Here is a 23,250-nt window from a genome sequence, read left to right as displayed (position 1 = left end):
GATGGTGCAGATGTCTGACACCACGAGCGACGCCCCGCACGACCTCCCGACCCTCCCGGCTCCCTGGCGGGCCCGCGTCCCCGGCTACGCCGACATCGACGCGCTCGTCGGGCTGCGACGTCTGGACGAGATCCAGGGGACGGGCTCGACGCACGTCGACCCCGCCGGGATCGAGTCCGAGGTCGCGGGGCTGGCGTCGTGGACGCGGCGCCAGCTCGTCGCCGTCGGTCCCGACGACGTCCCCCGCGCCTGGGTGACCGTGCACGACCGCGCCGCCGGGCGGGCGACCGTCTGGGGCTACTTCGACCGGGACGTGCCCGAGGTCGACGCGATCGCCGACGCGTTCTACCGCTGGGCGGAGCGCACGGCGGTCGCGATGGCGCGCCTGCGCGGGGTGACGGCGACGCGCCTCGACGAGAGCCCGTTCGCCGACGACACGCGGCAGGCCCAGTGGCTGACGCGCGCCGGGTACGCGCGACGGCGCAGCTGGCTGCACATGACGCGCCCGGTCGTCCCGGAGGAGGCCGCGCTCGCGCCGCGCGCGGGCGTCACGGTGCGCCCCGTCGAGCGGCACGCGAACGGGATGCCCGTCGCGACGGACCTCCAGGTCGTGCACCAGATGCTGGAGACGTCCTTCCAGGACCACTTCAACTCGTACCGGGAGAGCTTCTCGGAGTTCGTGCAACGCCTCCGCGAGGACCCGGGCCACAGCTGGGACCACTGGTGGCTCGCGTACGTGCAGACCGACGACGGCCGCCGCGTGCCCGCCGGCACCGTGGTGTGCTCGTCCCTCGCCGCGCCCGAGGGCGGGGCGCGCGGCACCTACGTCGAGTACATCGGGGTGACGCGTGCCGCCCGTGGCCGTGGTGTGGCGAAGTCGCTCCTGGCCACCGTCGTCGCCGACGCCGCACGGGACGGTCGCGACCGCGTGGCGCTCGAGGTCGACGCGGACTCCCCGACCAGCGCCGACCAGCTCTACCGCTCGCTCGGCTGGGAGACGGACTACGTCACCGAGTCGTGGTTCAAGGACCTCGACCTCGACGACTGACGCCTCGCTCGGCGGCCGAGGCACCCCGCGACGTCCGAGGGACGGCGGTCGGGGCGCCGCCGCTCAGTCGCCGGGAAGACCGGCGATCCCGGCGTCCTCGCCGCGCGCGCGGCGCGTGCCCCCGGACGCCTCGTCGCGCACGAGGCGGACCCAGAGCAGCACCGCGAAGCCGCCGAACACCCACCACTGCAGCGCGTAGAAGAGGTTCTGCAGGTTGAGGCCCGTGCCGCCCTCGATCGTCGGGCGCGGGAGCTGAGCCGGACCGCCCTCGGTCGCCGACGGCTGCTCCGGGTCGGACGACAGCAGCACGAGGTACCCCGAGTACATCGGTCCGCCCCACTCGTTGACGAGCGCCCCGGTCGAGATGGCGTCCGTGAGCCCGGGCGCGGTCCCGCCCTGGCCCGCGGCCTCCGAGGCCTGGAGGTACCCGGTGAGGCGCACGACGCCGTCCGGCGGGTCGAGCGCGGCGCTCTCCTCGGGCGTCTCGACCCAGCCGCGGACGACGGGCAGCACAGGTGCGCCGGAGAGCTCGGCCCACGACGCGCCCTGCGTCCCGTCGTCGGTCACGTGCAGCGGCGTGAGGACGAGGTAGCCCACCCGGCCGTCGAGAGCACGGTTCTCCACGAGGAGCTGGCCCTCGGGGTCGTACTCCCCCTCGACCCAGGCCTGCCGACCGACGAGCTCGCCCGGGAAGGAGGACTGCGGCGGGAGCAGCACCCCGACGCCCTCGGGTCCGGCGGCCTCGAGCTCCGCGGCCTCCTGCTGCGCCGCGAGCTCGGCGCGCTGCTGCGCGCGGTCGAGCTGCCAGACGCCCAGCCGTGCGCACACGGCGGCGGCCAGGAGGAACAGCACGAGCAGGCCGACCACGCGGGGCTGGCGGGCGACCGCCCAGAACGAACGGGGGGCGGTGGGCTCGGGCACGACCCCACGGTATCCGGGGCCCGGGCAACTCCCCGCATCCGCGGACCGGGGCGGGCGAACGTCACACCGGGTGCGGGCGGGCGCTCCGGATGCCGGCGGGTGACCGACGTCCCGGGCACCCGTCGCGGCGCCCGGGACCTTCGACCCTTTGTGGCCCTGCGGGCACACGTCACACCTCTCCTCGCCGTCACGAACCGTGCAGCGCCTCGGTCGATGCGGTTGTATGAAGCCGTAGTCGTTCACGAACCCTTCCCCCTGCAGGAGCGTGAGATGAGCACGACCACCGCCACCGAGTCCACCGCCTGGCGACCCGCCGAGGTCGCACCGCTCGACGACGACACCCTGCGCCGCGTCGACGCGTGGTGGCGTGCGGCGAACTACCTGTCCGTCGGCCAGATCTACCTGCTCGACAACCCGCTGCTGCGCACGCCGCTGGACCGCGAGGACGTCAAGCCGCGCCTGCTGGGCCACTGGGGCACGACGCCCGGCCTCAACTTCCTCTATGCGCACCTCAACCGCGCGATCGCGCAGCGCCGTCAGTCGACGATCTACGTCGCGGGTCCCGGCCACGGCGGTCCCGGGCTCGTCGCGAACGCGTACCTCGAGGGGACGTACTCGGAGACCTACACGGACATCACGCAGGACGCCGAGGGCCTGCGCCGGCTGTTCCGCCAGTTCTCCTTCCCCGGCGGTATCCCGAGCCACGTCGCGCCGGAGACCCCGGGGTCGATCCACGAGGGCGGCGAGCTCGGCTACGCGCTCTCCCACGCGTACGGCGCCGCGTTCGACAACCCCGACCTGCTGGTCGCCGCGGTCGTGGGCGACGGCGAGGCGGAGACGGGCCCGCTCGCGACGAGCTGGCACTCCAACAAGTTCGTCAACGCGCGCAACGACGGCGTCGTGCTGCCGATCCTGCACCTCAACGGGTACAAGATCGCCAACCCCACCGTGCTCGCGCGCATCAGCGACGACGAGCTGCGCGACCTCATGATCGGCTACGGCCACACCCCGTACTTCTTCACGGGCGGGTTCGACGGCGAGGACCACTTCGAGGTGCACCGGCGCTTCGCGACGCTCCTCGACGAGGTGCTCAACCACATCGCGCAGATCAAGGCCGACGCCGCGGCGGGGAACGACGAGCGCCCCGCGTGGCCCATGATCGTCTTCCGCACCCCCAAGGGCTGGACGTGCCCGCCCGTCATCGACGGCAAGAAGACCGAGGACTCGTGGCGCGCGCACCAGGTGCCGCTCGCGAGCGCGCGGGACACCCCGGAGCACCTCGACGTGCTGCGGGGCTGGCTCGAGTCGTACCGGGCCGACGAGCTGTTCGACGAGGACGGCCGCCTGCACGACGACATCGCCGCGCTCGCGCCCGAGGGCACGCTGCGCATGAGCGACAACCCGCACGCGAACGGCGGGCTCCTGCTCAAGGACCTGCGGCTCCCGGACTTCCGCGACTACGCGGTCGACGTCTCCGGCCCGGGCGGCAACGTCGCCGAGGCGACGCGCGTCCTCGGGCAGTGGCTGACCGACGTCGTGCGGCTCAACCCGGACAACTTCCGCATCTTCGGCCCCGACGAGACCGCGTCGAACCGGCTCCAGGCCGTCTACGAGGTCACGGACAAGCAGTGGAACGCCGACTTCTTCGGGCCTGACGTCGACGAGCACCTCGCGCGCGCCGGCCGGGTCATGGAGATGCTGTCGGAGCACCAGTGCCAGGGCTGGCTCGAGGGCTACCTGCTCACCGGGCGGCACGGCCTGTTCACGAGCTACGAGGCCTTCATCCACATCGTCGACTCGATGTTCAACCAGCACGCGAAGTGGCTCAAGGTCACGAACCACATCCCGTGGCGCCGGCCGGTCGCGAGCCTCAACTACCTGCTCTCGAGCCACGTGTGGCGCCAGGACCACAACGGCTTCAGCCACCAGGACCCGGGCTTCATCGACCACGTCGTGAACAAGAAGGCCGAGATCGTCCGCGTCTACCTGCCGCCGGACGCCAACACGCTGCTCTCCACCTACGACCACTGCCTGCGCTCGCGCCAGTACGTGAACGTCGTCGTGGCGGGCAAGCAGCCGGCACCGCAGTTCCTGTCCATGGAGCAGGCGATCGCCCACTGCACGCGCGGTCTGGGCATCTGGGAGTGGGCCGGCACCGAGGTCGAGGGCGAGGACCCGGACGTCGTCCTCGGCTCCGCGGGCGACGTCCCGACGCTCGAGGTGCTCGCCGCGGCGGACATCCTGCGCCGCCGCATCCCCGACCTCAAGGTCCGGGTCGTCAACGTCGTGGACCTCATGCGGCTCCAGGACGAGAAGGAGCACCCGCACGGGCTGTCGGACAAGGACTTCGACACGCTGTTCACCACGGACAAGCCCGTGATCTTCAACTACCACGGCTACCCGTGGCTCATCCACCGCCTCACGTACCGCCGCACCAACCACGCGAACATCCACGTGCGCGGCTACAAGGAGGAGGGCACCACCACCACCCCGTTCGACATGGCCATGCTCAACGACATCGACCGCTACCACCTGGTGATCGACGTCATCGACCGCGTGCCGTCCCTGCGCTCGACCTACGCGGGTCTGCGCCAGGAGATGGTCGACGCACGGCTGACGGCCCGGCAGTACACCCGCGAGCACGGGGAGGACATCCCCGAGGTGCGCGACTGGGTGTGGCCGGACGTCGGCGAGACGGCGACCGAGGAGGGTGGCCCGCAGTACAACGGCGCGAGCGCCGCCGTGCAGGACACCGGAGGAGACAACGAGTGAGCGACACCGCTCGCAGCATCTACATCACCTCGCCCGAGGGCGAGACGGGCAAGTCCACGGTCGCGCTGGGAGTCCTCGACCTGCTGGTCCGCAAGGTCCAGCGGGTCGGGGTCTTCCGGCCGGTCACCCGGGCCGTCGGCCCGGACGTGCAGGACTACGTGCTCGAGCTCCTGCTCGCGCACGACGGCGTGGACGTCACCGCCGAGCAGGCGATCGGCGTCACGTACGAGGACGTCCACGCCGACCCCGAGGGCGCGCTGTCACAGATCGTGGCGCGGTACCACGAGGTCGCGCGCCAGTGCGACTTCGTCGTGGTCGTCGGGACGGACTACACCGACGTCGCAGGCCCGACCGAGCTGTCGTTCAACGCGCGCGTCGCGGCGAACCTCGGCGCGCCGGTCCTCCTCGTCGTCTCCGGCAAGGGCCGCACGCCCGACGCCGTGGGCAACCTCATCGAGGTGAGCGTCGCCGAGCTGCGCTCCCAGCACGCGCAGCCCATCGGCGTCGTCGCGAACCGCGTGCAGCCGGACGACCTCGACGCGGTGCGCGCGCTGCTCGGCGCGCTCGGCCCGGACGGCGAGCCGCTCGCGGGGGCGCCGTCGGGCACGACGGCGGAGGCCGCCCCGGGCGCCCGCCTGCCGGGGTGGGCGGTGCCCGAGGACCCGTTCCTCGACGCCCCGACCGTCCGAGTGCTCATGGAGGCCGTGGGCGGGACGCTCGCCTTCGGCGAGGAGGAGCTCCTGGGTCGCGAGGCGACGGACCTGCTCGTGGGTGCCATGTCGTTCGAGCACCTGCTCGACCGGCTGACCGACGGCGCGGTCGTCATCACGCCCGGCGACCGCGTCGACATCCTCATCGGGCTGCTCGCCGCGCACTCGGCGTCCGGCTTCCCGTCCCTCGCGGGCGTCATCCTCAACGGCGGGTTCTTCCCGCCCGAGTCGACCGCGCGCCTCGTGGCCGACCTCGACCCGAGCCTGCCGATCATCCGCACCGACCTCGGGACGTTCCGCTCGGCGAGCGCCGCCGCGAGCGCGCGGGGCCGCGTGACCAAGGAGTCGCAGCGCAAGGTCGACACGGCGCTCGCGCTGTTCGAGCAGAGCGTCGACGGTGCGGCGCTCCTCGCGGGGCTCGACGTGCCCCGCCCCGAGGTCGTCACGCCGCTCATGTTCGAGTACGAGCTGCTCTCGCGCGCCCGCGCGGACCGCAAGCACGTCGTGCTGCCCGAGGGCGACGACGACCGCATCCTGCGCGCCGCGTCCACGCTGCTCGGCCGTCAGGTCGCCGAGCTGACGATCCTCGGGGAGGAGCAGAAGGTCCGCGCCCGCGCGGCCGAGCTCGGCCTCGACATCGACGCCGCGCACGTGGTCAGCCCGCACGACCCGGAGCTCGTCGAGCGCTTCGCGACGGAGTACGCGCGTCTGCGCGCCCACAAGGGCATCCGGCTCGAGGACGCGCGCGAGCGCGTCCAGGACGTGTCCTACTTCGGCACGATGATGGTCCACCTCGGCCTCGCGGACGGCATGGTGTCGGGGGCGAAGCACACGACGGCGCACACCATCAAGCCGTCGTTCGAGATCATCAAGACCCAGCCGGGCGTGTCCGTCGTGTCGTCCGTCTTCCTCATGTGCCTCCAGGACCGCGTGCTCGTCTACGGCGACTGCGCGGTCATCCCGGACCCGACGGCCGAGCAGCTCGCGGACATCGCGATCTCCTCCGCGGCGACGGCACAGCAGTTCGGCGTCGACCAGCGGGTCGCGATGCTGTCGTACTCGACCGGGGAGTCCGGCTCGGGTGCCGACGTGGACAAGGTGCGCCGGGGAACGGCGCTCGTCCGCGAGCGCCGCCCCGACCTGTTCGTCGAGGGCCCGATCCAGTACGACGCGGCCGTGGACGCGTCCGTCGCGGCGTCGAAGATGCCGGGCTCGGACGTCGCGGGCCGCGCGACGGTGTTCATCTTCCCGGACCTCAACACGGGCAACAACACCTACAAGGCCGTGCAGCGCTCGGCGGGCGCCGTCGCGGTCGGCCCGGTCCTCCAGGGCCTCAACAAGCCGGTGAACGACCTGTCGCGCGGCGCGCTCGTGCAGGACATCGTCAACACCGTCGCCATCACCGCGATCCAGGCCCAGGGCTCCACGGGACCCGCGTCCGCCGCCCCCACCGCTGACTCCACCCACGACTCCGTCCACTCCCGAGGAGCCACCTCATGACGATCCTGCCCGAGGGCGAGCGCCCCAACCCCTACAGCGCCTACGGGGCGCACGGGTCCGTGCTCGTCATGAACTCGGGGTCGTCCTCGCTCAAGTACCAGCTCGTCAACCCCGTCGGCGGCGAGGCGATCGCGGCCGGCACGATCGAGCGCATCGGCGAGGACACCGGCATCATCAAGCACCGGTTCGCGGGGAACACGACGACGCGCGAGGAGCCCGTCGCCGACCACGGGGTCGCCCTGCGCATCGCGCTCGGCCTGTTCGACGAGGTCGGCCCGACGCTCGCCGACGCGGACGTGTACGCGGTGGGCCACCGTGTGGTGCACGGCGGCGCCGTCTTCTCCGCGCCGGTCCTCGTGGACGACGAGGTCGTCCGTCAGATCTCCGAGCTCTCGCCGCTGGCTCCGCTGCACAACCCGCCGAACGTCAAGGGCATCGAGGTCGCGCGCGAGCTGCTGCCCGACGTGCCGCACGTCGCGGTGTTCGACACCGCGTTCTTCTCCACGCTGCCGGACGCCGCGTCCACGTACGCGCTCGACCGGGAGGTCGCGCAGGCGTACGGCGTGCGCCGGTACGGCTTCCACGGGACGAGCCACCAGTACGTGTCGGGCAAGGTCGCGCGCGTCCTCGGCCGCCGGATCGAGGGTCTCAACACGATCGTGCTGCACCTCGGCAACGGCGCGTCCGCCTCCGCGGTCCGCGGCGGGGTCGCGGTCGACACCTCGATGGGCATGACCCCGCTCGAGGGCCTCGTCATGGGCACCCGCACGGGCGACATCGACGCGGCCGTCGTGTTCCACCTCGCGCGCAACGCGGGCATGAGCATCGACGAGATCGACGTCCTGTTCAACAAGCGCTCGGGCGTCAAGGGCTTGTCGGGGGTCAACGACTTCCGCGAGCTGCGCCGGCTCATCGACGCCGGCGACGAGGACGCGCGCCGCGCCTTCGACGTCTACATCCACCGCCTGCGCAAGTACGTCGGTGCCTACACCGCCGTGCTCGGCCGGGTCGACGTCGTCGCGTTCACCGCGGGCGTCGGCGAGAACGACACGGACGTGCGCGCCGCCGTCGTCGAGGGACTCGAGCCCCTCGGCCTCGCGGTCGACCCGGAGCGCAACGCCGTGCGCTCCGGCGAGCCGCGCGTCATCTCCCCCGACTGGACGAGCACGCTCGTCATGGTCGTGCCGACGATGGAGGAGCTCGCGATCGCCCGTCAGTCCGTCGAGGTCGTCGAGGCGGCGTCGCGCGCGTCGTAGGTGGGATGCTCGGTCGGTGACCGTCCTCATCGACCCACCGGCGTGGCCCGCCCACGGGACGCTGTTCAGCCATCTCGTGTCGGACGCCTCGCTGGCGGAGCTGCACGCGTTCGCGGCCTCGATCGGCGTGAGCCGCCGCGCGTTCGACCTCGACCACTACGACGTCGCCGCCGAGCGGTACGACGTCGCCGTGGCGGCGGGTGCCGTGCCCGTCGGCGGGCGCGAGCTCGCCCGGCGGCTCGGGGCGTCCGGGCTGCGCGTGCCGGGGCGGGCGCGGCGCGCGGCGAAGGCCGACGCGCTGCTCGCCCGCTGGGACGCGCTGCTCCCCGGCGCGCGCGAGGTGGGCGTCGAGCTCGTCGAGCGCTGGCACGAGCCGCACCGCGTCTACCACGGGCCCGAGCACCTGGTGCACGCGCTCGACTCGCTCGCGCTCCTGGAGGGGCGCCCGCCCGGGGTGCCCGACGACGTCGCTGCGCCCGCGCGGGCGGGCGGCGGCGCGGCGTCGGACGGGCCGACGGGTGGCGGCTCGGGAGCCGCACCGGGGAGCGCCGCGGCGACCCAGCTCGCGCTGTGGTTCCACGACGCCGTGCACGACGGCGAGGCGGGCCGCGACGAGGAACGGTCCTCCGACCTCGCGGACGCCCGGCTCGCCGGCCACCTCGACGCCGCGGCCGTGGCGGAGGTCGTCCGGCTCGTGCTCGTGACGACGGACCACTCCCCCGCGGCCGGCGACGGGCCGGGCGCGCTCGTGTCCGACGCCGACCTCGCGATCCTCGGCTCCGCGCCGGACCGGTACGCGCGGTACGCCCGGCAGGTGCGCGCGGAGTACGCCCACGTGCCCGACGACGCCTTCCGCGCCGGCCGCGCCGCCGTCCTGCGCGGCCTGCTCGGAGACGGGCCGCTGTTCCGCACCCCGCAGGGCGCGACCCTCTGGGAGCACCGGGCCCGCACGAACCTCCTCGACGAGCTCGCCGAGCTCGACGCCCCCGCCTGAACCGTCCACACGGGCCGTGAGCTTGCCGACCGTCCCGGCCGCCCGACGGGCCACCGACTCATGATCGACGGGTCACCACCACGTGCTCGGCGTTAGGGTCGGGCCGTGACCGACGATCCGGCGTCGCCTGCGGCCGCCACACCCCCCGCGCCCTCCGCACCAGCGGACGAACCACGGCCGATCCCGGCGCCGACCCCGGTCCCCGCCCCGACGCCGGAGTCTCCCGCGCGTCCGGCCCGGGCGCTCCGGGCCCGCGGGTCCCGACGCCGACGCGCCACTCTGTGGACGGCCGTCGGGCTGGCGGTGCTCGTGCTGGCGCCGTTCGTCGTCGTGCAGGGCGTCGGGCGCGCGCACGTCGCCGACCCGGCGGACGTGCCGCCGAGCGACGCGATCGTCGTCCCGGGTGCGGGGCTACGACCCGACGGGTCGCCGTCGACGTACCTGCGGCGCCGGCTCGACGCGGCCGCGGAGCTCTACGGTCGGGGCGTCGCGCCCGTCGTCCTCGTGAGCGGCGACGCGCACGACGACTACGACGAGCCCGGGTCCATGCGCGCGTGGCTGCTCGACCGGGGCGTGCCGGACGACGCGATCCTGCTCGACCGCGAGGGTTTCGACACGCACGCGACGTGCACGCGCGCGGTGTCCGAGTTCGGCGTCGGCACGGCAGTGGTCGTCACGCAGGGCTACCACCTGCCGCGCACCCTCTTCTCGTGCCGCGTCGCGGGCCTCGACGCCGTCGGGATCGGGGTCAGCGCGGCGAGCGTGGAGCCGTGGAAGGCCGTGCTCTACCGCGTGCGCGAGGTCCCCGCGGCGACGAAGGCCGTGCTCGACGCCGTGCGCCGCTGAGGACGCACCGCGCCGGGCACGGGCGGTGCGGTCAGGGCAGGCGCAGGCGGCGCATGACGTCGAGCGCGGTCGTGAGCACCGTGCTGGGGAGCTCGCCGCCGATCCCGTAGAGCGTGTCGAGCGTGAGGCCCTGGTTCGCGCCGCGCTGCACGGAGATCGTCTGCGCCTCGGTGAGCGCCTCGATCCCCTCGCGGCCGTGCCGACGCCCGAGGCCGGACGCCTTGAACCCGCCCATCGGTGCGCCGACCGAACCCCAGGCGGCGGAGTACCCGTCGTTGACGTTGACCGTGCCTGCCTCCACGCACGCCGCGATCCGGCGGCCCCGCGCGACGTCGCGCGTCCACACGCTCGCGTTGAGCCCGAACTCGGAGTCGTTCATGACCCGCACGGCCTCGTCGTCGCTCGCGACCCGGCGCACGGACACGACCGGACCGAACGTCTCCTCCCGGGCGCACGCCGCGTCGTCGGGCACGTCGTCCAGCACCGTGGGCGCGTAGAACCACGGGCCGATGTCCGCGCGGTGCACGCCGCCCGCGAGGACGCGCGCGCCGCGCGCGATGGCGTCCTCGACGTGCGCGACGACGCGGTCGAGCTGCGCCTGCGACGTGAGCGACCCCATGTCGGCGGAGTAGTCGAGCCCGGACCCGAGCCGCATCTCGCGGACGAGCGGCACGAACTCGTCGAGGAAGGCGTCGGCGACGTCCTCGTGCAGCACGATCCGCTCGATCGAGACGCAGAGCTGCCCCGAGTTGGAGAAGCACGCGCGGACCGCGCCGCGCGCAGCGGCGCGCACGTCGGCGTCGGCCGCGACGTAGAGGGGGTTCTTGCCGCCGAGCTCCAGGGTCGCCCCGATGAGCCGCTCGCCCGCGCGCGCGGCGACCTTGCGACCCGTCGCCGTCGAGCCGGTGAACGCGATGTGGTCCACGTGGTCGGTCACCGCCGCGCCGACGTCGCCGCCGCCCGCGACGACGAGGAACAGGTCGGCGGGCAGCCCCGCCTCCTCGAGCAGCTCGGCGCCCCACAGCGCGCTGAGCGTCGTCTGCGGGTCCGGCTTGAGCACGACGGCGTTCCCGGCGACCAGCGCCGGCACGGCCTCCGCGAACGCGAGCGTCAACGGGTAGTTCCAGGGTGCGATCACGCCGACGACCCCCACCGGGCGACGGTGCACGCGCGTACCCGTCAGCACGGGCAGCATGCCCGGCGCGCGGCGGTCGGCGAGGTAACGAGGCCCGCGCCGGGCGTAGTGGCGCGTGAGGATCGCGACGTCCGCGACCTCCTCGAACGCGCTGCGGCGCGACTTGCCGGACTCCATCTGGATGAGGTCGAGCCCGTCGGACTGCCGCGCGAGCACGAGCTCGCCGAACCGGCGGAGCACGGCCGCGCGCTCCCGGACGGAGCGCGCCGCCCAGGCGGGCTGGGCCGCGCGCGCCCGGTCGACCGCCCGCGCGACGTCCTCGACGGAGGACACCGGGAACGCGGCGAGCGGCGCACCCGTGAACGGCAGGACGGAGCGGTGCATGCCCGCCTCGTTGCTGGTGACGACGCGCTGCGCGAGCGGGGCGACGACCTCGGGCTCGAGGACGTAGGTCGCGGCCGGGTTCTCGGGGTCGATCGGGCCGTCCAGCGCGGCGCCCTCGCCAGGACCGGTGCCGGGGGTGCCGGATGAGCTCGTCATGGGGACAGGCTACGTCGTCGGACCGACAGTGCCCGCGACGGGGAGCTCCCAGGTCGTCAGCACGGGGCGGAAGCCCTGACGCGCCCAGAAGGGTGCCGAGAGCGGATTGAGGACGCCGTGGTGCAGGAGCACGGCCGCGTCCTCGTCGACGCGTTCCCGGACGCGCGCGAGCGCCGCGTCGACGAGCGCTCCGCCGACCCCGGCGCCGCGCGCGGCGCCTGTCACGTGCAGCAGCACCAGGTAGGCGACCGGGCCGGTCGTGACCGCCCCGGCGACCGCACCCGACCGCTCGGGCGGCTCGACCGCGACGACACCCAGCACCTCCCCGTCCCGGTCCGCGGTCCCGCCACCGTCCGACGGCGGCGCCGTCGCGACGAGGAACGTCGTGGCCCGGTTCGCCACCGCGCCCGCGACCTGGGTCGCGAGATGCTCCCGTGCTCCGGGCCGCACCCGGGCGGCGCCCACGAGCTCGTCGTACGCGAGCTCGGCGAGCTGGTGCTCGACGAGCGCCGGGACGTCGTCGGGCGTCGCGTCGCGCACGACCAGGCCTGCCGGACCGTGTCCTGCCGCACCACCCGGTGCGGTCCCACGGCGCGCGGCGAGGTGCACGGTCGGGCGCATGCCGTGCGCGGCGAGCGCCGCGGCCGCCCCGACGTCCCGGCTCGGCCAGAGCACCACCATCCCGTGGTCGCGCGGAGCAGGTCCGACCTGGGGGACGCCGTCGCCGTCGGGCGGCGTGCCGGGGTCCCGCGCGACGCGTGCGGACCACGCCGCGAGGAGCGCCGCCACCGCGCCCGGGACGTCCGGGCCCGCCGCCCGGGCGCGCAGTCGGTGCTCGCGCAGCGGGCGGAACAGCGCGGCCGAGGAGTCCGCGCCGACGGCGCCGACCGTGACGAGGCCTGCGGCCCTCGACCCGTCGGGGAGCCGGACGGCGAGCAGGCGCTCGTCCTCCGGGGCCGCGCCCAGCTCCGGGACCGCGACGAGCGGGTCGAGCGCGCGGACCCGCGCGCGGTGCTCGGCCTCCAGGGCGACCAGGTCGTCGCCGTCAGGAGCCCAGGCGGGGCCGGGCGTCATCGCCCGGCGTCGCGCGCGTCCGGCGCGCCGAGCGGTCGGCCGAGCACGACGCACTCCTGGTCGGTGTAGCCGAGGCGCTCGTAGAAGCCGCGGACGGCGTCGTTGGTCGCGCGCACCATGAGGCGCACCGCCCGCGCGCCCTGCGCGGCGAGCCACGCCTCCGCCGCGACGACGGTGGCACGCCCCGTGCCGCTGCCCTGGAGACGCGGGTCGACGGCCACGTAGTAGAGCCAGCCGCGGTGCCCGTCGACGCCGGCCATCGCCGACGCGACGACCTCGCCCGCGCGGACCGCGCCGCCGGCCTCGCCGTCGTCGGACGCCGGTCGCGGGAGGTCGCGCGTCACCCGGCCCACGAGCACCGTCGACGTCTCCCCCAGGCGCGCGTCCGCGAGGTCGCGGTACGGGTCGTTCCACGGCCGGGTGAGCCCGCACGTGCGCCACAGCGCGACGACGGCCTCGACGTCGCCGTCCGCGACCTCCGCGAACGTGACGTCCGCGCCCGTCCCGGCACGGCCGTCGTCGGGCACCTCGTCCGGCGCGCCGTCGCCCGCGCGGCTCAGCCGGGGTCCGTCCGCGACCCGTCCCGTCACGGCGCGGCTCAGCGGGGCTGGTACGGCGAGACGACGACCTCGACGCGCTGGAACTCCTTGAGGTCGGAGTAGCCGGTCGTCGCCATCGCGCGCCGCAGCGCGCCGACGAGGTTGAGCGTCCCGTCCGCCTGGCGGCCCGGGCCGAAGAGGATCTCCTCCAGCGTGCCGGCGGTGCCGACACGCACACGCTCGCCGCGCGGGAGCTGCGCGTGGTGCGCCTCGGAGCCCCAGTGCCAGCCCTGGCCCGGCGCCTCCTCGGCGCGCGCGAGCGCCGCGCCGATCATCACGGCGTCCGCACCGCACGCGACGGCCTTGACGAGGTCGCCCGAGCGGCCGACGCCGCCGTCGGCGATGACGTGCACGTAGCGGCCGCCCGACTCGTCGAGGTAGTCGCGGCGAGCGGCCGCGACGTCCGCGACCGCCGTCGCCATGGGCGCGTGGATGCCGAGCGAGACGCGCGTGGTGTGCGCGGCCCCACCGCCGAAGCCCACGAGGACGCCTGCGGCGCCCGTGCGCATGAGGTGCAGCGCCGCGGTGTACGTGGACGCACCGCCGACGACCACCGGGACGTCGAGCTCGTAGATGAACCGCTTGAGGTTCAGCGGCTCCGCGACGCCCGAGACGTGCTCGGCCGAGACGGTCGTGCCGCGGATGACGAAGAGGTCGACGCCCGCGTCGACGACGGTCTGGTAGTGCTCCTGGGTGCGCTGCGGCGAGAGGGCGCCGGCGACGGTGACGCCCGCCGCGCGGATCTCCTTGAGGCGCTGCGTGATGAGGTCGGGCTTGATCGGCTCGGCGTAGATCTCCTGCATGCGCCGTGTCGCCTCGAGCGGCTCGAGGGTCGCGATCTCCTCGAGCAGGGCGGTGGGGTCGTCGTAGCGGGTCCACAGGCCCTCGAGGTCGAGCACGCCGAGGCCGCCGTGGTTGCCGAGCGCGACGGCCGTGGCCGGGCTCATCACCGAGTCCATGGGCGCCGCGAGGATCGGCAGCTCGAAGTGGTACGCGTCGATCTGCCAGCCGACCGACACCTCCTTCGGGTCGCGCGTGCGCCGGGAGGGCACGACCGCGACGTCGTCGAAGGAGAACGCGCGCCGACCGCGCTTGCCACGTCCGATCTCGATCTCGTTGCTCACCGGGCCAGCCTACCGGCGGGCCGAACCCGCCACCGGCACGACCGCCCTGTGGGTGGGCGCTGGCAGGGTGACGCTCGTCGCCGGGGCGTCCGGCGGCACCGGGCGCGACGCGCACCGGGACCCGAGCGAGACCCCGAGGTGGACCATGACGACGACGCCCTGGACGGCGGGACCGCTCCTGGGTCTCGACACCGAGACCACGGGCGTCGACGTGGACGTCGACCGGATCGTCACCGCCGCGCTCGTGCTGCGCGAGCCCGGGTCGACGCACGTGCGCACGTGGCTCCTCGACCCGGGCGTCGACATCCCTGCCGAGGCGACGGCGATCCACGGTGTCACGACGGCGCACGCGACCGCCCACGGGGTCGCGCCCGCGACCGCGCTGGAGGAGATCGCGACGCTCGTCGTCGACGCCCTGCGCGACGGGGTGCCGCTCGTCGCGTACAACGCCGCGTTCGACCTGTCGCTCCTCGACGCGGAGCTCGTCCGCCACGGCCTGCCGACGCTCGCCGTCCGGCTCGGGCGACCCGTGCGCCCCGTGCTGGACCCGCTCGTGCTGGACCGCGCGTGGGACCCGGCCCGCGAGGGCAAGCGGCGCCTCGTCGACCTCTGCGCGCGCTACGAGGTGCTCGACGTCGGCCCGCTGCACACCGCGGACGCGGACGTGCTCGCCACGCTCGACCTCCTCGACGCCCTCGCGCGCGCCTTCCCGGACGTCGGCGCCCTGGGCCCCGACGCCCTCCACGACCTCCAGGTCGCGGCGCACCGACGCTGGGTCGACGCGCTGGACCCCGAGCGCGAGCCGCCCTACGTCGGGGCGGGCGCGGACGGCCGCTGGCCCTCGTAGCGGACGTGCCCCATGGCCGACCCGGCACGAGCCGTCAGGCCCGACCGGTCGTCACCTATCTCACGACACGGATGGAGATCGTGTGATGAACCCGTGATCCCGCCATCGCTGCGCGGCGTCGTCGCGTGAATATCTCATCCATGAGTTATCGTCGCTCGCATGACAGTGATCGACGACGCCCCTCTCACGCAGGTCGGCGCGCTCATCCGCGGCGCACGCCAGAACCGGGGCCTCACGCAGACCCAGCTCGCCGAGCGGCTCGGCACGAGCCAGAGCGCCGTGCACCGCATCGAGCAGGGCGCCCAGAACCTCAGCCTGGAGATGCTCAACCGCATCAGCCTCGCGCTCGACTCCGAGATCATCAGCCTCGGCGGGCCCAAGCACGCGCACCTGCGCGTCCAGGGCGGCCACACCCTGTCCGGGCGCATCGAGGTCAACTCCTCCAAGAACGGCGCGGTCGCGCTCCTGTGCGCGTCGCTGCTCAACCGGGGGCGCACCACGCTGCGCGGCGTCGCCCGCATCGTCGAGGTCGACCGGATCGTCGACGTGCTCCGCTCGATCGGCGTCCGGGCGACCTGGACGACCGGCGGCCGTGACCTCGAGATCGTCGTGCCGGACCAGCTCGACCTCGCCGCCATCGACGTCGACGCCGCGCGCCGCACGCGTTCGATCATCATGTTCCTGGGCCCGCTGCTCGGGCTCCGGGACACGTTCGAGCTCCCGTACGCCGGCGGCTGCGACCTCGGGACGCGCACCGTGGAGCCCCACATGATCGCCCTGCGGCCGTTCGGCCTCGCGGTCACCGCGACGGGCGGCAACTACCACGCGACGGTGGCCCCGGCGTCGGGCACGGACCTGTCGGTCGTGCTCACCGAGCGCGGCGACACCGTCACGGAGAACGCGCTCATGGCCGCGGCCCGGCGCGACGGCGTCACGACGATCCGCAACGCGAGCCCCAACTACATGGTCCAGGACCTGTGCTTCTACCTCGAGCTGCTCGGCGTCCGGGTGGAGGGCATCGGCACGACGACGCTGCGCGTCCACGGCCGCACCGACATCGACGTGGACGTGGAGTACGCCGTCTCGGAGGACCCGGTCGAGGCGATGAGCCTGCTCACCGCGGGCATCGTCACCGGCTCCGAGATCACGGTGGCGCGCGTCCCGATCGAGTTCATGGAGATCGAGCTCGCGACCCTGTCCGAGATGGGGCTGCGCTACACGCTGAGCCCTGAGTACCTGGCGCGCAACGGTCGGACCCGCCTCGTGGACGTCACCGTGCACCCCAGCGAGCTCCGGGCGCCGATCGACAAGATCCACCCCCTGCCGTTCCCGGGGCTCAACATCGACAACCTGCCCTTCTTCGCCGTCATCGCGGCGAACGCGCACGGCACGACGCTCATCCACGACTGGGTCTACGAGGGCCGCGCCATCCACCTCACCGACCTCACGCGCCTCGGGGCCGACGTGCGGCTCCTGGACGCCCACCGGCTCCAGGTCACCGGCCCGACGCGCTGGTCCGGCGCCGAGGTGAGCTGCCCTCCGGCCCTGCGCCCCGCCGTCGTCATCCTGCTCGCGATGCTCGCGGCGAAGGGCACCTCGGTCCTGCGCGGCGTCGACATCATCGCGCGCGGCTACGAGGGCCTGACGGAGCGCCTGCGCGAGCTGGGCGCCACCATCGAGACCTTCCGCGACTGAGTCGACGACCCCACGACGGGCCGGCACCCTCCAGGGCGCCGGCCCGTCGGGCGTCACTTCGGGTAGACCGCGTCGACCTCCACCTCGACGAGCCAGCCGTTCACGGGGAGGTTCTCGATCTCGAGCGCGAACCGCGACGGCCGCGCGGCGTTGACGACCATCGGGGCGGTCGTCGCCGAGCCGAGCTGGACGTCGATCGGCTTCCCGGTCGCGAGGTTCGTGTTGGCGAAGAACTGGCGGTAGGCGCGGTTCCAGCCGGCGAAGTCCATCTTCTCCTGGCCTGCGGGGTTCTGGAGGAACACGCGCATGGACACGACGTCGTCGTAGGACAACCCGGCGCGCTCGAGGTTCTCGCCGATCCGCATGAGGACGTTGATCCCCTGCGCCTCGGTGATCGTGACGCCCGCCGGCAGCACCCCGCCGGGGAAGACGTCGGTGGGGATGTAGCGCTCCTCGGCACCGACCCCCGGCGCCGTGTTCATCGCGGAGGGACCGAGGCCCGAGGACTTGTACCAGGCGACGTTCTTGCCGAACGCGACGCCGTCGGCGATCGACGGGGTGTCGCCCGTGACGAACGAGAAGGACTCGGTGGGCTTCGGCTCGAAGAGCTTCCCTGCGGCGACGGCGGTGCCGGGGACGGCAACGGCGGCGGTGACGGCGACGGCGACGACGACCTTCGTGCGGTTCTTCATGCAGGCCTCCAGGCGGGGACGGCGGGCGCCGCCCTGGCGCCCGCTCCGGCAGGCCACGACGGCCGCCGGAGCCGCGACGCTAGACGCCGACCGTTTCCGGGTCGTGACGGCGGCGTGTCCGCTCGTCGCCCGCGCCCTCGGGCGCGCGACGCCCGTGCCGCACGGTCCCGCGACCCCGCACCACGCAGACGTCACGAGACGTTTACGCGAACCGCCGCGCGTTGACGGACGCGAAACGTCCCGGACCCGCGTTCGCGACGACGCGTCCCTAGCGTCGGCGGCGGTGCTGACGGCGGCACCCGGCATCGTGGGCCGGGCACTCCGTCCGTCAGGCCGTGGACGAGAGGCTCAGCCACATGGTCACTGACGAGAAGACGTCCGGCGTCTCGCGCCGCAACTTCCTCCAGGCCGTCGGGGTCGGCTCCAGCGCCGGCGTCATGTTCGCGACGATGGGCGCCGTCGGGCTCGCGCCGACGGCCGCCGCCCAGCCGCGGAACGAGTCGTGGACACCGCCGCGGGGCAGCGACTTCAACCTGACGGGCCGCTCCGCGAAGAAGGTCGTCGTCGTGGGTGCCGGACCCGCGGGCCTCGCCTCCGCGTACGAGCTGAAGAAGGCGGGCTACCGGGTGACGGTGCTCGAGGCGCGGCACCGGCCGGGCGGGCGCACGCTGACCATACGTGGGGGCGACTCCGAGACGGACGTCAACGGCGTCACGCAGAAGGCCCGGTTCTCCGACGGCGTGTACATGAACGCGGGCGCCGGACGCATCGCGCAGTGGATGGTCACCATGGACTACCTGCGCGAGCTGGGCGTCCCCTACGAGGTGTTCACCAACGCGAACGCGGACGCCTACCTCTACAACGAGCGCACGGGAGCCACCCCCGGCAACCCCGTCCGGTACCGCACGGCCAAGGCGGACGTCTTCGGCTACACGTCCGAGCTGCTGAGCTACGCGACCGACCAGGGCGCGCTCGACCAGAAGCTCACGGCTGCGGACAAGGAGAACCTGCGCGCGTTCCTCCGGTCCTGGGGGTCGCTGCAGTCCGACGGCAGCTACCGCGGCGGCGACAACCGGGGCTACTCCGTCTACCCGTCCGCCTGGAACGAGCACGGCACGCCGCTCCCCGGCCCGGGCACGGTCTCGGAGGTGCTCGCGTCGAAGGTGGGGCAGTACTTCCCGTTCGAGATCAACTGGGAGCAGTCGATGCTCATGTTCCAGCCGAAGGGCGGCATGGACACGACCTACGACTACTTCGTCCGGGCCATCGGCAAGCAGAACGTCCACCTCAGCTCGCCGGTCACCGGGGTGCGGAACACCACGAGCGGCGTCACGGTCACCTACACCGCGCCGAACGGCAAGGCCCGCCAGGTCGACGCGGACTTCGCGATCGTCGCCGCTCCCGCGGGCCTCATGCGGCGGTGGGACACGAACTGGGGCGCGGACGTCGACGCCGCCCTCGGCGAGTTCGCCGTCGGGTCCCCGGCGGGCAAGATCGGGCTCGAGTACCGCTCGCGGTTCTGGGAGGACGACCACCGGATCTACGGCGGCATCACGGAGACCGACATGGACCTCGCGCACGTCTGGTACCCCTCCTACGGGTACGGCGAGCGTCGTGGCCTCGTCGTCGGCTACTACAACACCGGCGCGAACGCGCGCTCCTACGCGGACATGACGCCGCGGCAGCGCGAGATGCGCGCCGTCGAGCAGGGCGTGAAGATCCACGGCGAGAAGTACCGGACCGAGCTCGAGAGCTCGTTCTCCATCGCGTGGCACAAGGTGCCCTACATCGAGGGTGCCTGGGCCTACCCGAACACGCAGTCCTCGCGCTTCAAGCAGCTGCAGCAGGGGGCGGGGAACGTGTACTTCGCGGGCGACTGGATGTCGGAGATCTCGGCGTGGCAGCACGGCGCGTTCTGGGCGGCCCGGTACGCCGTGCAGGCCCTGCACACCCGTGTCATGGCCTCGTGAGGCGCTCGGCGCACCCCGGCGCGTCGTCCTGACGGGACGCCGGCCTGACGGCGTGCCCTGGCACGACGACGGCCCGGAGCCCGGCCCCGCCAGGGGCCGGACGCCGGGCCGTCGTGGTGGTGGCGGGCCGCCTCAGAAGCCGGTGTAGTTCGGGGCCTCGACGGTCATCTGGACGTCGTGCGGGTGGCTCTCCTTGAGCGACGCCGACGTGATGCGGATGAAGCGGCCCTTCTCCTGGAGCTCCGGGACGGTCCGCGCGCCGACGTAGAACATCGTCTGGTGCAGACCGCCGACGAGCTGGTGCGCGACGGTGCCGAGCGAGCCCTTGTACGCGACCTGGCCCTCGATGCCCTCGGGGACGATCATGTCGTCGCTCGTGACCTCGGCCTGGAAGTAGCGGTCCTTCGAGTAGGACTTCTTGCCGCGCGAGGACATGGCACCCATGGAGCCCATGCCCCGGTACGCCTTGTACTGCTTGCCGTTGACGAGGATCGTCTCGCCCGGCGACTCCTCGGTGCCCGCGAGCATCGAGCCGAGCATCACCGACTCCGCGCCCGCGACGATCGCCTTGCCGATCTCGCCCGAGTGGCGCATGCCGCCGTCCGCGATGACGGGCACGCCCGCCGGGCGCGCGGCGAGCGACGCCTCGTAGACCGCCGTGACCTGCGGGACGCCCACGCCGGTGACGATGCGCGTCGTGCAGATGGAGCCCGGTCCGACGCCGACCTTGACCGCGTCCGCGCCCGCGTCGACGAACGCCTGGGCGCCCTCGCGCGTCGCGACGTTGCCGCCGATCACCTGCACGCCGCGCGTCGCCGGGTCGGACTTGAGTCGCGCGACCATCTCGATGAGCATGCGCACGTTGCCGTGCGCCGTGTCGGCGACGAGCACGTCCACGCCGGCGTCGATCAGGGTCGTGGCACGCTGCCACGCGTCGCCGAAGTACCCGATCGCGGCACCCACGAGCAGACGGCCCTGGCCGTCCTTCGAGGCGTTGGGGAACTGCTCGGACTTGACGAAGTCCTTGACCGTGATGAGCCCGGTGAGGCGGCCGTCGGCGTCGACGAGCGGGAGGCGCTCGAGCTTGTGCTGGCGCAGGAGCGCGGTCGCCTCCTCGCGCGAGATGCCCGCCGGGCCCGTGATGAGCGGCTGCGGCGTCATGACCTCGTCGACCTTGGTCGTCGCCCACTCCGCGACGGGCGTGAAGCGCAGGTCGCGGTTGGTGACCATGCCGATGAGGCGGCGCTCGGCGTCGAGGACGGGGAAGCCGGAGATGCGGTACTCGCCGGCCGTCTTGTCGAGCTCCTCGAGCGTCGCGTCCGGGCCGATGGTCACCGGGTTGTCGATGATCCCCGTCTGCGTGCGCTTCACCAGGTCCACCTGGAGCGCCTGGTCCTCGATGGAGAGGTTGCGGTGCAGGACGCCGATGCCGCCCTGGCGCGCCATCGCGATCGCCATGCGCGACTCGGTGACGGTGTCCATCGCCGCCGAGACGAGCGGCACGCGGATCGAGATCTCGCGGGTCAGGCGCGTCGTGGTGTCGATGTCCGACGGCGCCAGGTCCGAGTAGCCGGGCTGCAGCAGCACGTCGTCATAGGTGAGACCCAGGAAACCGAAGGGGTCGCGGTCGGGAGCGGCGGCGGGGACGGGCGAGGCGGTCACACCAGGATTCTACGCCGCGGGGCCCTCCGGTATTCCCGGCGCGATCCGCGCCCGGCACCCCGTGGGCCGCCCGCCCGAGACCTCAGCGGACGACCGCGAGGAGCTCGTGCAGGAGGCCGGTGAAGCTGCGCACGCGGTGCACCGTGGCGGCGAGCGGGAGGTCCCCGGCGGCCTCGTCGCTCGGCAGGCCGACGAAGAACGGCAGGCTCGGGTTCGCCTCGTGCGCCGCGTGGACGATCCCGAGGTCGGGGCGCGCCTGGGTCGTGACCATCGCGACCGCCGAGGGCCGCACCATCGTGACGATCTCCAGCGTGCGGTGGACGTTCGCCGGGCCGGTGACGATCCGGGCCATCGCGCCGTGCGACGCGAGCGACGCCGCGAGGGCGTGCGCGGCCAGCGGCAGCGGCTCGTCCGGCGCCGCGAACACGAGGACGATCCTGCGCATGCGGCTCGGGTGGTTGCGGGGCGGCCCCCCCGCCGCGACGATCGCGTCCTCGCTCGCCTGCGTGTACTCGCGCAGCGCGCCCAGCGTCGCGTTCGCGAGCACGACCTCGGGGACCTCCCCCGGGCCGGCGAGCACGGTGCGCTCGGCGAGGCGCTCGAGCGCCGGCTCGACGAGGTCGGACCACCAGGTGGAGGGGTCACCACCGGCAGGGATGCGCAGGAGCCGGTCGCAGGTGCGCTGGTCGTAGGCGATCGCGGCGTCGACGACGTCGGAGACGCGGGTCGGGCGCGGCGCCTCCCGCACGCCGAGGGCACGCGGCCCGCTCCCCCGCGCGGGCTCGCCCCCGGGCACGGCCCGCAGGAACGGGCGCGACGGCGGGGCCGGCTCGGCAACGGCGTCGTCCGCGTCGAGGTCGTCGTCGAGGTCCGACCCCTCGTCGGCACCGTGCTCGTCGAACGAGACGGAGCCGCGGTGCGCGTCGAGCTCGTCGGCGCCGGCCGCCAGGGCCGCGCGGGCCGCGTCGGCGGGTGCGACGCCGTCGAGCGTGAGGCGTCGCATGACGACGAGCCGCGCGACGTCGTCGTCCGTGTAGCGCCGGTGGGATCCCGCGCGGTGCTGCGAGGGGCCGAGCCCGTAACGGCGGTCCCACGTCCGCAGGGTCGCGGGCGCGACGCCGAGCCGGCGCGCGACGGCGGCGACGGCGAGGCCGGGGTTCGAGGACATGCTCGGTCGGGCTCCCTCGTGGTCGGGGGCGGACCGGACGGAGGTCATGGATCGATTCTGCCGACCGGCCTCGCGTCTCGCCACCTCGTCCAGGTCACAGTCGTGCACCCTTCGCTTCAGACTTGTGCAGAGTTTGTTCGCCACTCGCGCAAACGCGCCATCGAACCGACATCGCGCCAACCGAGGTCGGGCAGGGCCGCGGCCATGGATCGTTTTGGCCGGATGGCCCCGGGGCAGCGCGCCGGGAATCGCCGTGACCTGCCCGTTCACTTTTTCCCCACAAGGGACTTGAAAAACTTCTGCAACGCTTGTAGGTTGTTCGCCATGGCAGAGATCTCGAGGCTCCCAGGGCCCGTCATGGAGTTGTGGGAATGGCAGTACCAGGGTTCGTGCCGCGACACGGACGACACCCTGTTCTTCCACCCCGAGGGCGAACGCGGTTCGACGCGACGACGGCGCGCGGAGGCCGCGAAGGCGATCTGCCACTCGTGCCCCGTCATGATGCAGTGTCGCGAGCAGTCGCTCCGCGTGCGCGAGCCGTACGGGGTGTGGGGCGGACTGAGCGAGGACGAGCGGGCGGCGATCCTCGCCGGCGGCGCTCGCCGCACCGGCTGACCGGCACCCCGCGGCACCACCAGCAGACCTGCACGGCACCGGTCCGACGTCGTACCGGGAGCGCGTGCGCACGACCCGTGGG

Annotated in this window: 18 protein-coding genes; 10 read left to right on the top strand and 8 right to left on the bottom strand. The window is 73.6% G+C overall.

Translation table 11 applies throughout. The annotated features are described in order from the left end of the window. The first annotated feature begins 10 nt into the window (after positions 1 to 10). A complete protein-coding gene (locus CCE02nite_RS04745) occupies positions 11 to 1,048 on the top strand; it encodes a GNAT family N-acetyltransferase (protein WP_170227216.1) in 1,038 nt (345 codons plus the stop codon). 63 nt (positions 1,049 to 1,111) lie between these two features. On the opposite strand, the gene CCE02nite_RS04740 is transcribed toward CCE02nite_RS04745, so the two are convergent. Further along, positions 1,112 to 1,969, bottom strand: a complete 858-nt coding sequence (locus CCE02nite_RS04740; protein WP_141388523.1) for an SURF1 family protein — start codon at positions 1,967 to 1,969, stop codon at positions 1,112 to 1,114. Between the two features lie 270 nt (positions 1,970 to 2,239). Here CCE02nite_RS04740 and CCE02nite_RS04735 point away from each other — a divergent pair, with 270 nt between their 5' ends. The 5 genes from CCE02nite_RS04735 (at position 2,240) to CCE02nite_RS04715 (ending at position 10,047) form a co-directional block, all read left to right on the top strand. After that, a complete protein-coding gene (locus tag CCE02nite_RS04735) occupies positions 2,240 to 4,741 on the top strand; it encodes a phosphoketolase family protein (protein ID WP_141388522.1) in 2,502 nt (833 codons plus the stop codon). Beyond that, positions 4,738 to 6,951: a phosphate acetyltransferase gene (gene pta, locus CCE02nite_RS04730; protein ID WP_141388521.1), complete on the top strand. Its 2,214-nt coding sequence runs from the start codon at positions 4,738 to 4,740 to the stop codon at positions 6,949 to 6,951. The genes CCE02nite_RS04735 and pta overlap by 4 nt, the downstream gene beginning before the upstream one ends. Next, entirely contained in the window at positions 6,948 to 8,207 is a 1,260-nt protein-coding gene (locus CCE02nite_RS04725) for an acetate/propionate family kinase (protein WP_141388520.1), read from the top strand. The genes pta and CCE02nite_RS04725 overlap by 4 nt, the downstream gene beginning before the upstream one ends. Positions 8,208 to 8,223: 16 nt before the next feature. Beyond that, positions 8,224 to 9,201, top strand: a complete 978-nt coding sequence (locus tag CCE02nite_RS04720; protein ID WP_141388519.1) for a DUF4031 domain-containing protein — start codon at positions 8,224 to 8,226, stop codon at positions 9,199 to 9,201. Positions 9,202 to 9,510: 309 nt separating this feature from the next. Then, positions 9,511 to 10,047 carry a SanA/YdcF family protein gene (locus tag CCE02nite_RS04715; RefSeq protein WP_255318633.1) on the top strand — a complete coding sequence of 179 codons (537 nt, stop codon included), beginning with the start codon at positions 9,511 to 9,513 and terminating at the stop codon, positions 10,045 to 10,047. Between the two features lie 31 nt (positions 10,048 to 10,078). On the opposite strand, the gene CCE02nite_RS04710 is transcribed toward CCE02nite_RS04715, so the two are convergent. Genes CCE02nite_RS04710 through CCE02nite_RS04695 form a run of 4 tightly spaced genes read right to left on the bottom strand, consistent with a single transcriptional unit; the run spans position 10,079 to position 14,519 of the window. After that, positions 10,079 to 11,722, bottom strand: a complete 1,644-nt coding sequence (locus tag CCE02nite_RS04710; protein WP_141388518.1) for a succinic semialdehyde dehydrogenase — start codon at positions 11,720 to 11,722, stop codon at positions 10,079 to 10,081. Positions 11,723 to 11,731: 9 nt separating this feature from the next. Then, the gene (locus tag CCE02nite_RS04705; protein WP_141388517.1) at positions 11,732 to 12,796 is read right to left on the bottom strand and encodes a GNAT family N-acetyltransferase; all 1,065 of its coding nucleotides are present in this window, start codon (positions 12,794 to 12,796) and stop codon (positions 11,732 to 11,734) included. Beyond that, positions 12,793 to 13,386, bottom strand: a complete 594-nt coding sequence (locus CCE02nite_RS04700) for a GNAT family acetyltransferase (RefSeq protein ID WP_255318632.1) — start codon at positions 13,384 to 13,386, stop codon at positions 12,793 to 12,795. The genes CCE02nite_RS04705 and CCE02nite_RS04700 overlap by 4 nt, the downstream gene beginning before the upstream one ends. 8 nt (positions 13,387 to 13,394) lie before the next feature. Then, a complete protein-coding gene (locus CCE02nite_RS04695) occupies positions 13,395 to 14,519 on the bottom strand; it encodes a GuaB3 family IMP dehydrogenase-related protein (RefSeq protein WP_141388516.1) in 1,125 nt (374 codons plus the stop codon). Between the two features lie 145 nt (positions 14,520 to 14,664). Between CCE02nite_RS04695 and CCE02nite_RS04690 the strand changes: the two genes are divergently transcribed. Both CCE02nite_RS04690 and CCE02nite_RS04685 read left to right on the top strand, forming a co-directional pair. Continuing rightward, positions 14,665 to 15,366: an exonuclease domain-containing protein gene (locus CCE02nite_RS04690; RefSeq protein WP_141388515.1), complete on the top strand. Its 702-nt coding sequence runs from the start codon at positions 14,665 to 14,667 to the stop codon at positions 15,364 to 15,366. Positions 15,367 to 15,525: 159 nt separating this feature from the next. Continuing rightward, entirely contained in the window at positions 15,526 to 17,061 is a 1,536-nt protein-coding gene (locus CCE02nite_RS04685) for a helix-turn-helix domain-containing protein (RefSeq protein ID WP_141388514.1), read from the top strand. A gap of 53 nt (positions 17,062 to 17,114) precedes the next feature. Here CCE02nite_RS04685 and CCE02nite_RS04680 read toward each other — a convergent pair whose 3' ends face one another. After that, positions 17,115 to 17,753, bottom strand: a complete 639-nt coding sequence (locus CCE02nite_RS04680; protein ID WP_141388513.1) for a Rid family hydrolase — start codon at positions 17,751 to 17,753, stop codon at positions 17,115 to 17,117. Between the two features lie 356 nt (positions 17,754 to 18,109). On the opposite strand from CCE02nite_RS04680, the gene CCE02nite_RS04675 reads away from it, so the two are divergent. Beyond that, positions 18,110 to 19,723, top strand: a complete 1,614-nt coding sequence (locus tag CCE02nite_RS04675; protein WP_141388512.1) for a flavin monoamine oxidase family protein — start codon at positions 18,110 to 18,112, stop codon at positions 19,721 to 19,723. Positions 19,724 to 19,855: 132 nt separating this feature from the next. Here the strand turns inward: CCE02nite_RS04675 and guaB are convergent, their stop codons facing one another. Next, the gene (gene guaB, locus CCE02nite_RS04670) at positions 19,856 to 21,385 is read right to left on the bottom strand and encodes an IMP dehydrogenase (RefSeq protein WP_141388511.1); all 1,530 of its coding nucleotides are present in this window, start codon (positions 21,383 to 21,385) and stop codon (positions 19,856 to 19,858) included. An 82-nt stretch (positions 21,386 to 21,467) separates the two neighbouring features. Then, positions 21,468 to 22,601: a MerR family transcriptional regulator gene (locus CCE02nite_RS04665; protein WP_141388510.1), complete on the bottom strand. Its 1,134-nt coding sequence runs from the start codon at positions 22,599 to 22,601 to the stop codon at positions 21,468 to 21,470. Between the two features lie 276 nt (positions 22,602 to 22,877). Here CCE02nite_RS04665 and CCE02nite_RS04660 point away from each other — a divergent pair, with 276 nt between their 5' ends. After that, positions 22,878 to 23,168, top strand: a complete 291-nt coding sequence (locus tag CCE02nite_RS04660) for a WhiB family transcriptional regulator (protein WP_141388509.1) — start codon at positions 22,878 to 22,880, stop codon at positions 23,166 to 23,168. The last annotated feature ends 82 nt before the right edge of the window (positions 23,169 to 23,250 follow it).

This window comes from Cellulosimicrobium cellulans (assembly GCF_006539945.1).
Taxonomy (GTDB): Bacteria; Actinomycetota; Actinomycetes; order Actinomycetales; family Cellulomonadaceae; genus Cellulosimicrobium; species Cellulosimicrobium cellulans.
Note: the sequence above shows the minus strand (reverse complement) of the source record. Positions and strands in the feature narration are given on the sequence as shown.

What these genes read in the sequence shown, in the direction of transcription:
- CCE02nite_RS04745 (WP_170227216.1), top strand. Translation starts at nt 11, where the DNA reads ATGTCTGACACCACGAGCGACGCCCCGCACGACCTCCCGACCCTCCCG.
- CCE02nite_RS04735 (WP_141388522.1), top strand. Translation starts at nt 2,240, where the DNA reads ATGAGCACGACCACCGCCACCGAGTCCACCGCCTGGCGACCCGCCGAG.
- CCE02nite_RS04725 (WP_141388520.1), top strand. Translation starts at nt 6,948, where the DNA reads ATGACGATCCTGCCCGAGGGCGAGCGCCCCAACCCCTACAGCGCCTAC.
- CCE02nite_RS04710 (WP_141388518.1), bottom strand. Translation starts at nt 11,722, where the DNA reads ATGACGAGCTCATCCGGCACCCCCGGCACCGGTCCTGGCGAGGGCGCC.
- CCE02nite_RS04705 (WP_141388517.1), bottom strand. Translation starts at nt 12,796, where the DNA reads ATGACGCCCGGCCCCGCCTGGGCTCCTGACGGCGACGACCTGGTCGCC.
- CCE02nite_RS04690 (WP_141388515.1), top strand. Translation starts at nt 14,665, where the DNA reads ATGACGACGACGCCCTGGACGGCGGGACCGCTCCTGGGTCTCGACACC.
- CCE02nite_RS04685 (WP_141388514.1), top strand. Translation starts at nt 15,526, where the DNA reads ATGACAGTGATCGACGACGCCCCTCTCACGCAGGTCGGCGCGCTCATC.
- CCE02nite_RS04680 (WP_141388513.1), bottom strand. Translation starts at nt 17,753, where the DNA reads ATGAAGAACCGCACGAAGGTCGTCGTCGCCGTCGCCGTCACCGCCGCC.
- CCE02nite_RS04675 (WP_141388512.1), top strand. Translation starts at nt 18,110, where the DNA reads ATGGTCACTGACGAGAAGACGTCCGGCGTCTCGCGCCGCAACTTCCTC.
- CCE02nite_RS04665 (WP_141388510.1), bottom strand. Translation starts at nt 22,601, where the DNA reads ATGACCTCCGTCCGGTCCGCCCCCGACCACGAGGGAGCCCGACCGAGC.
- CCE02nite_RS04660 (WP_141388509.1), top strand. Translation starts at nt 22,878, where the DNA reads ATGGCAGAGATCTCGAGGCTCCCAGGGCCCGTCATGGAGTTGTGGGAA.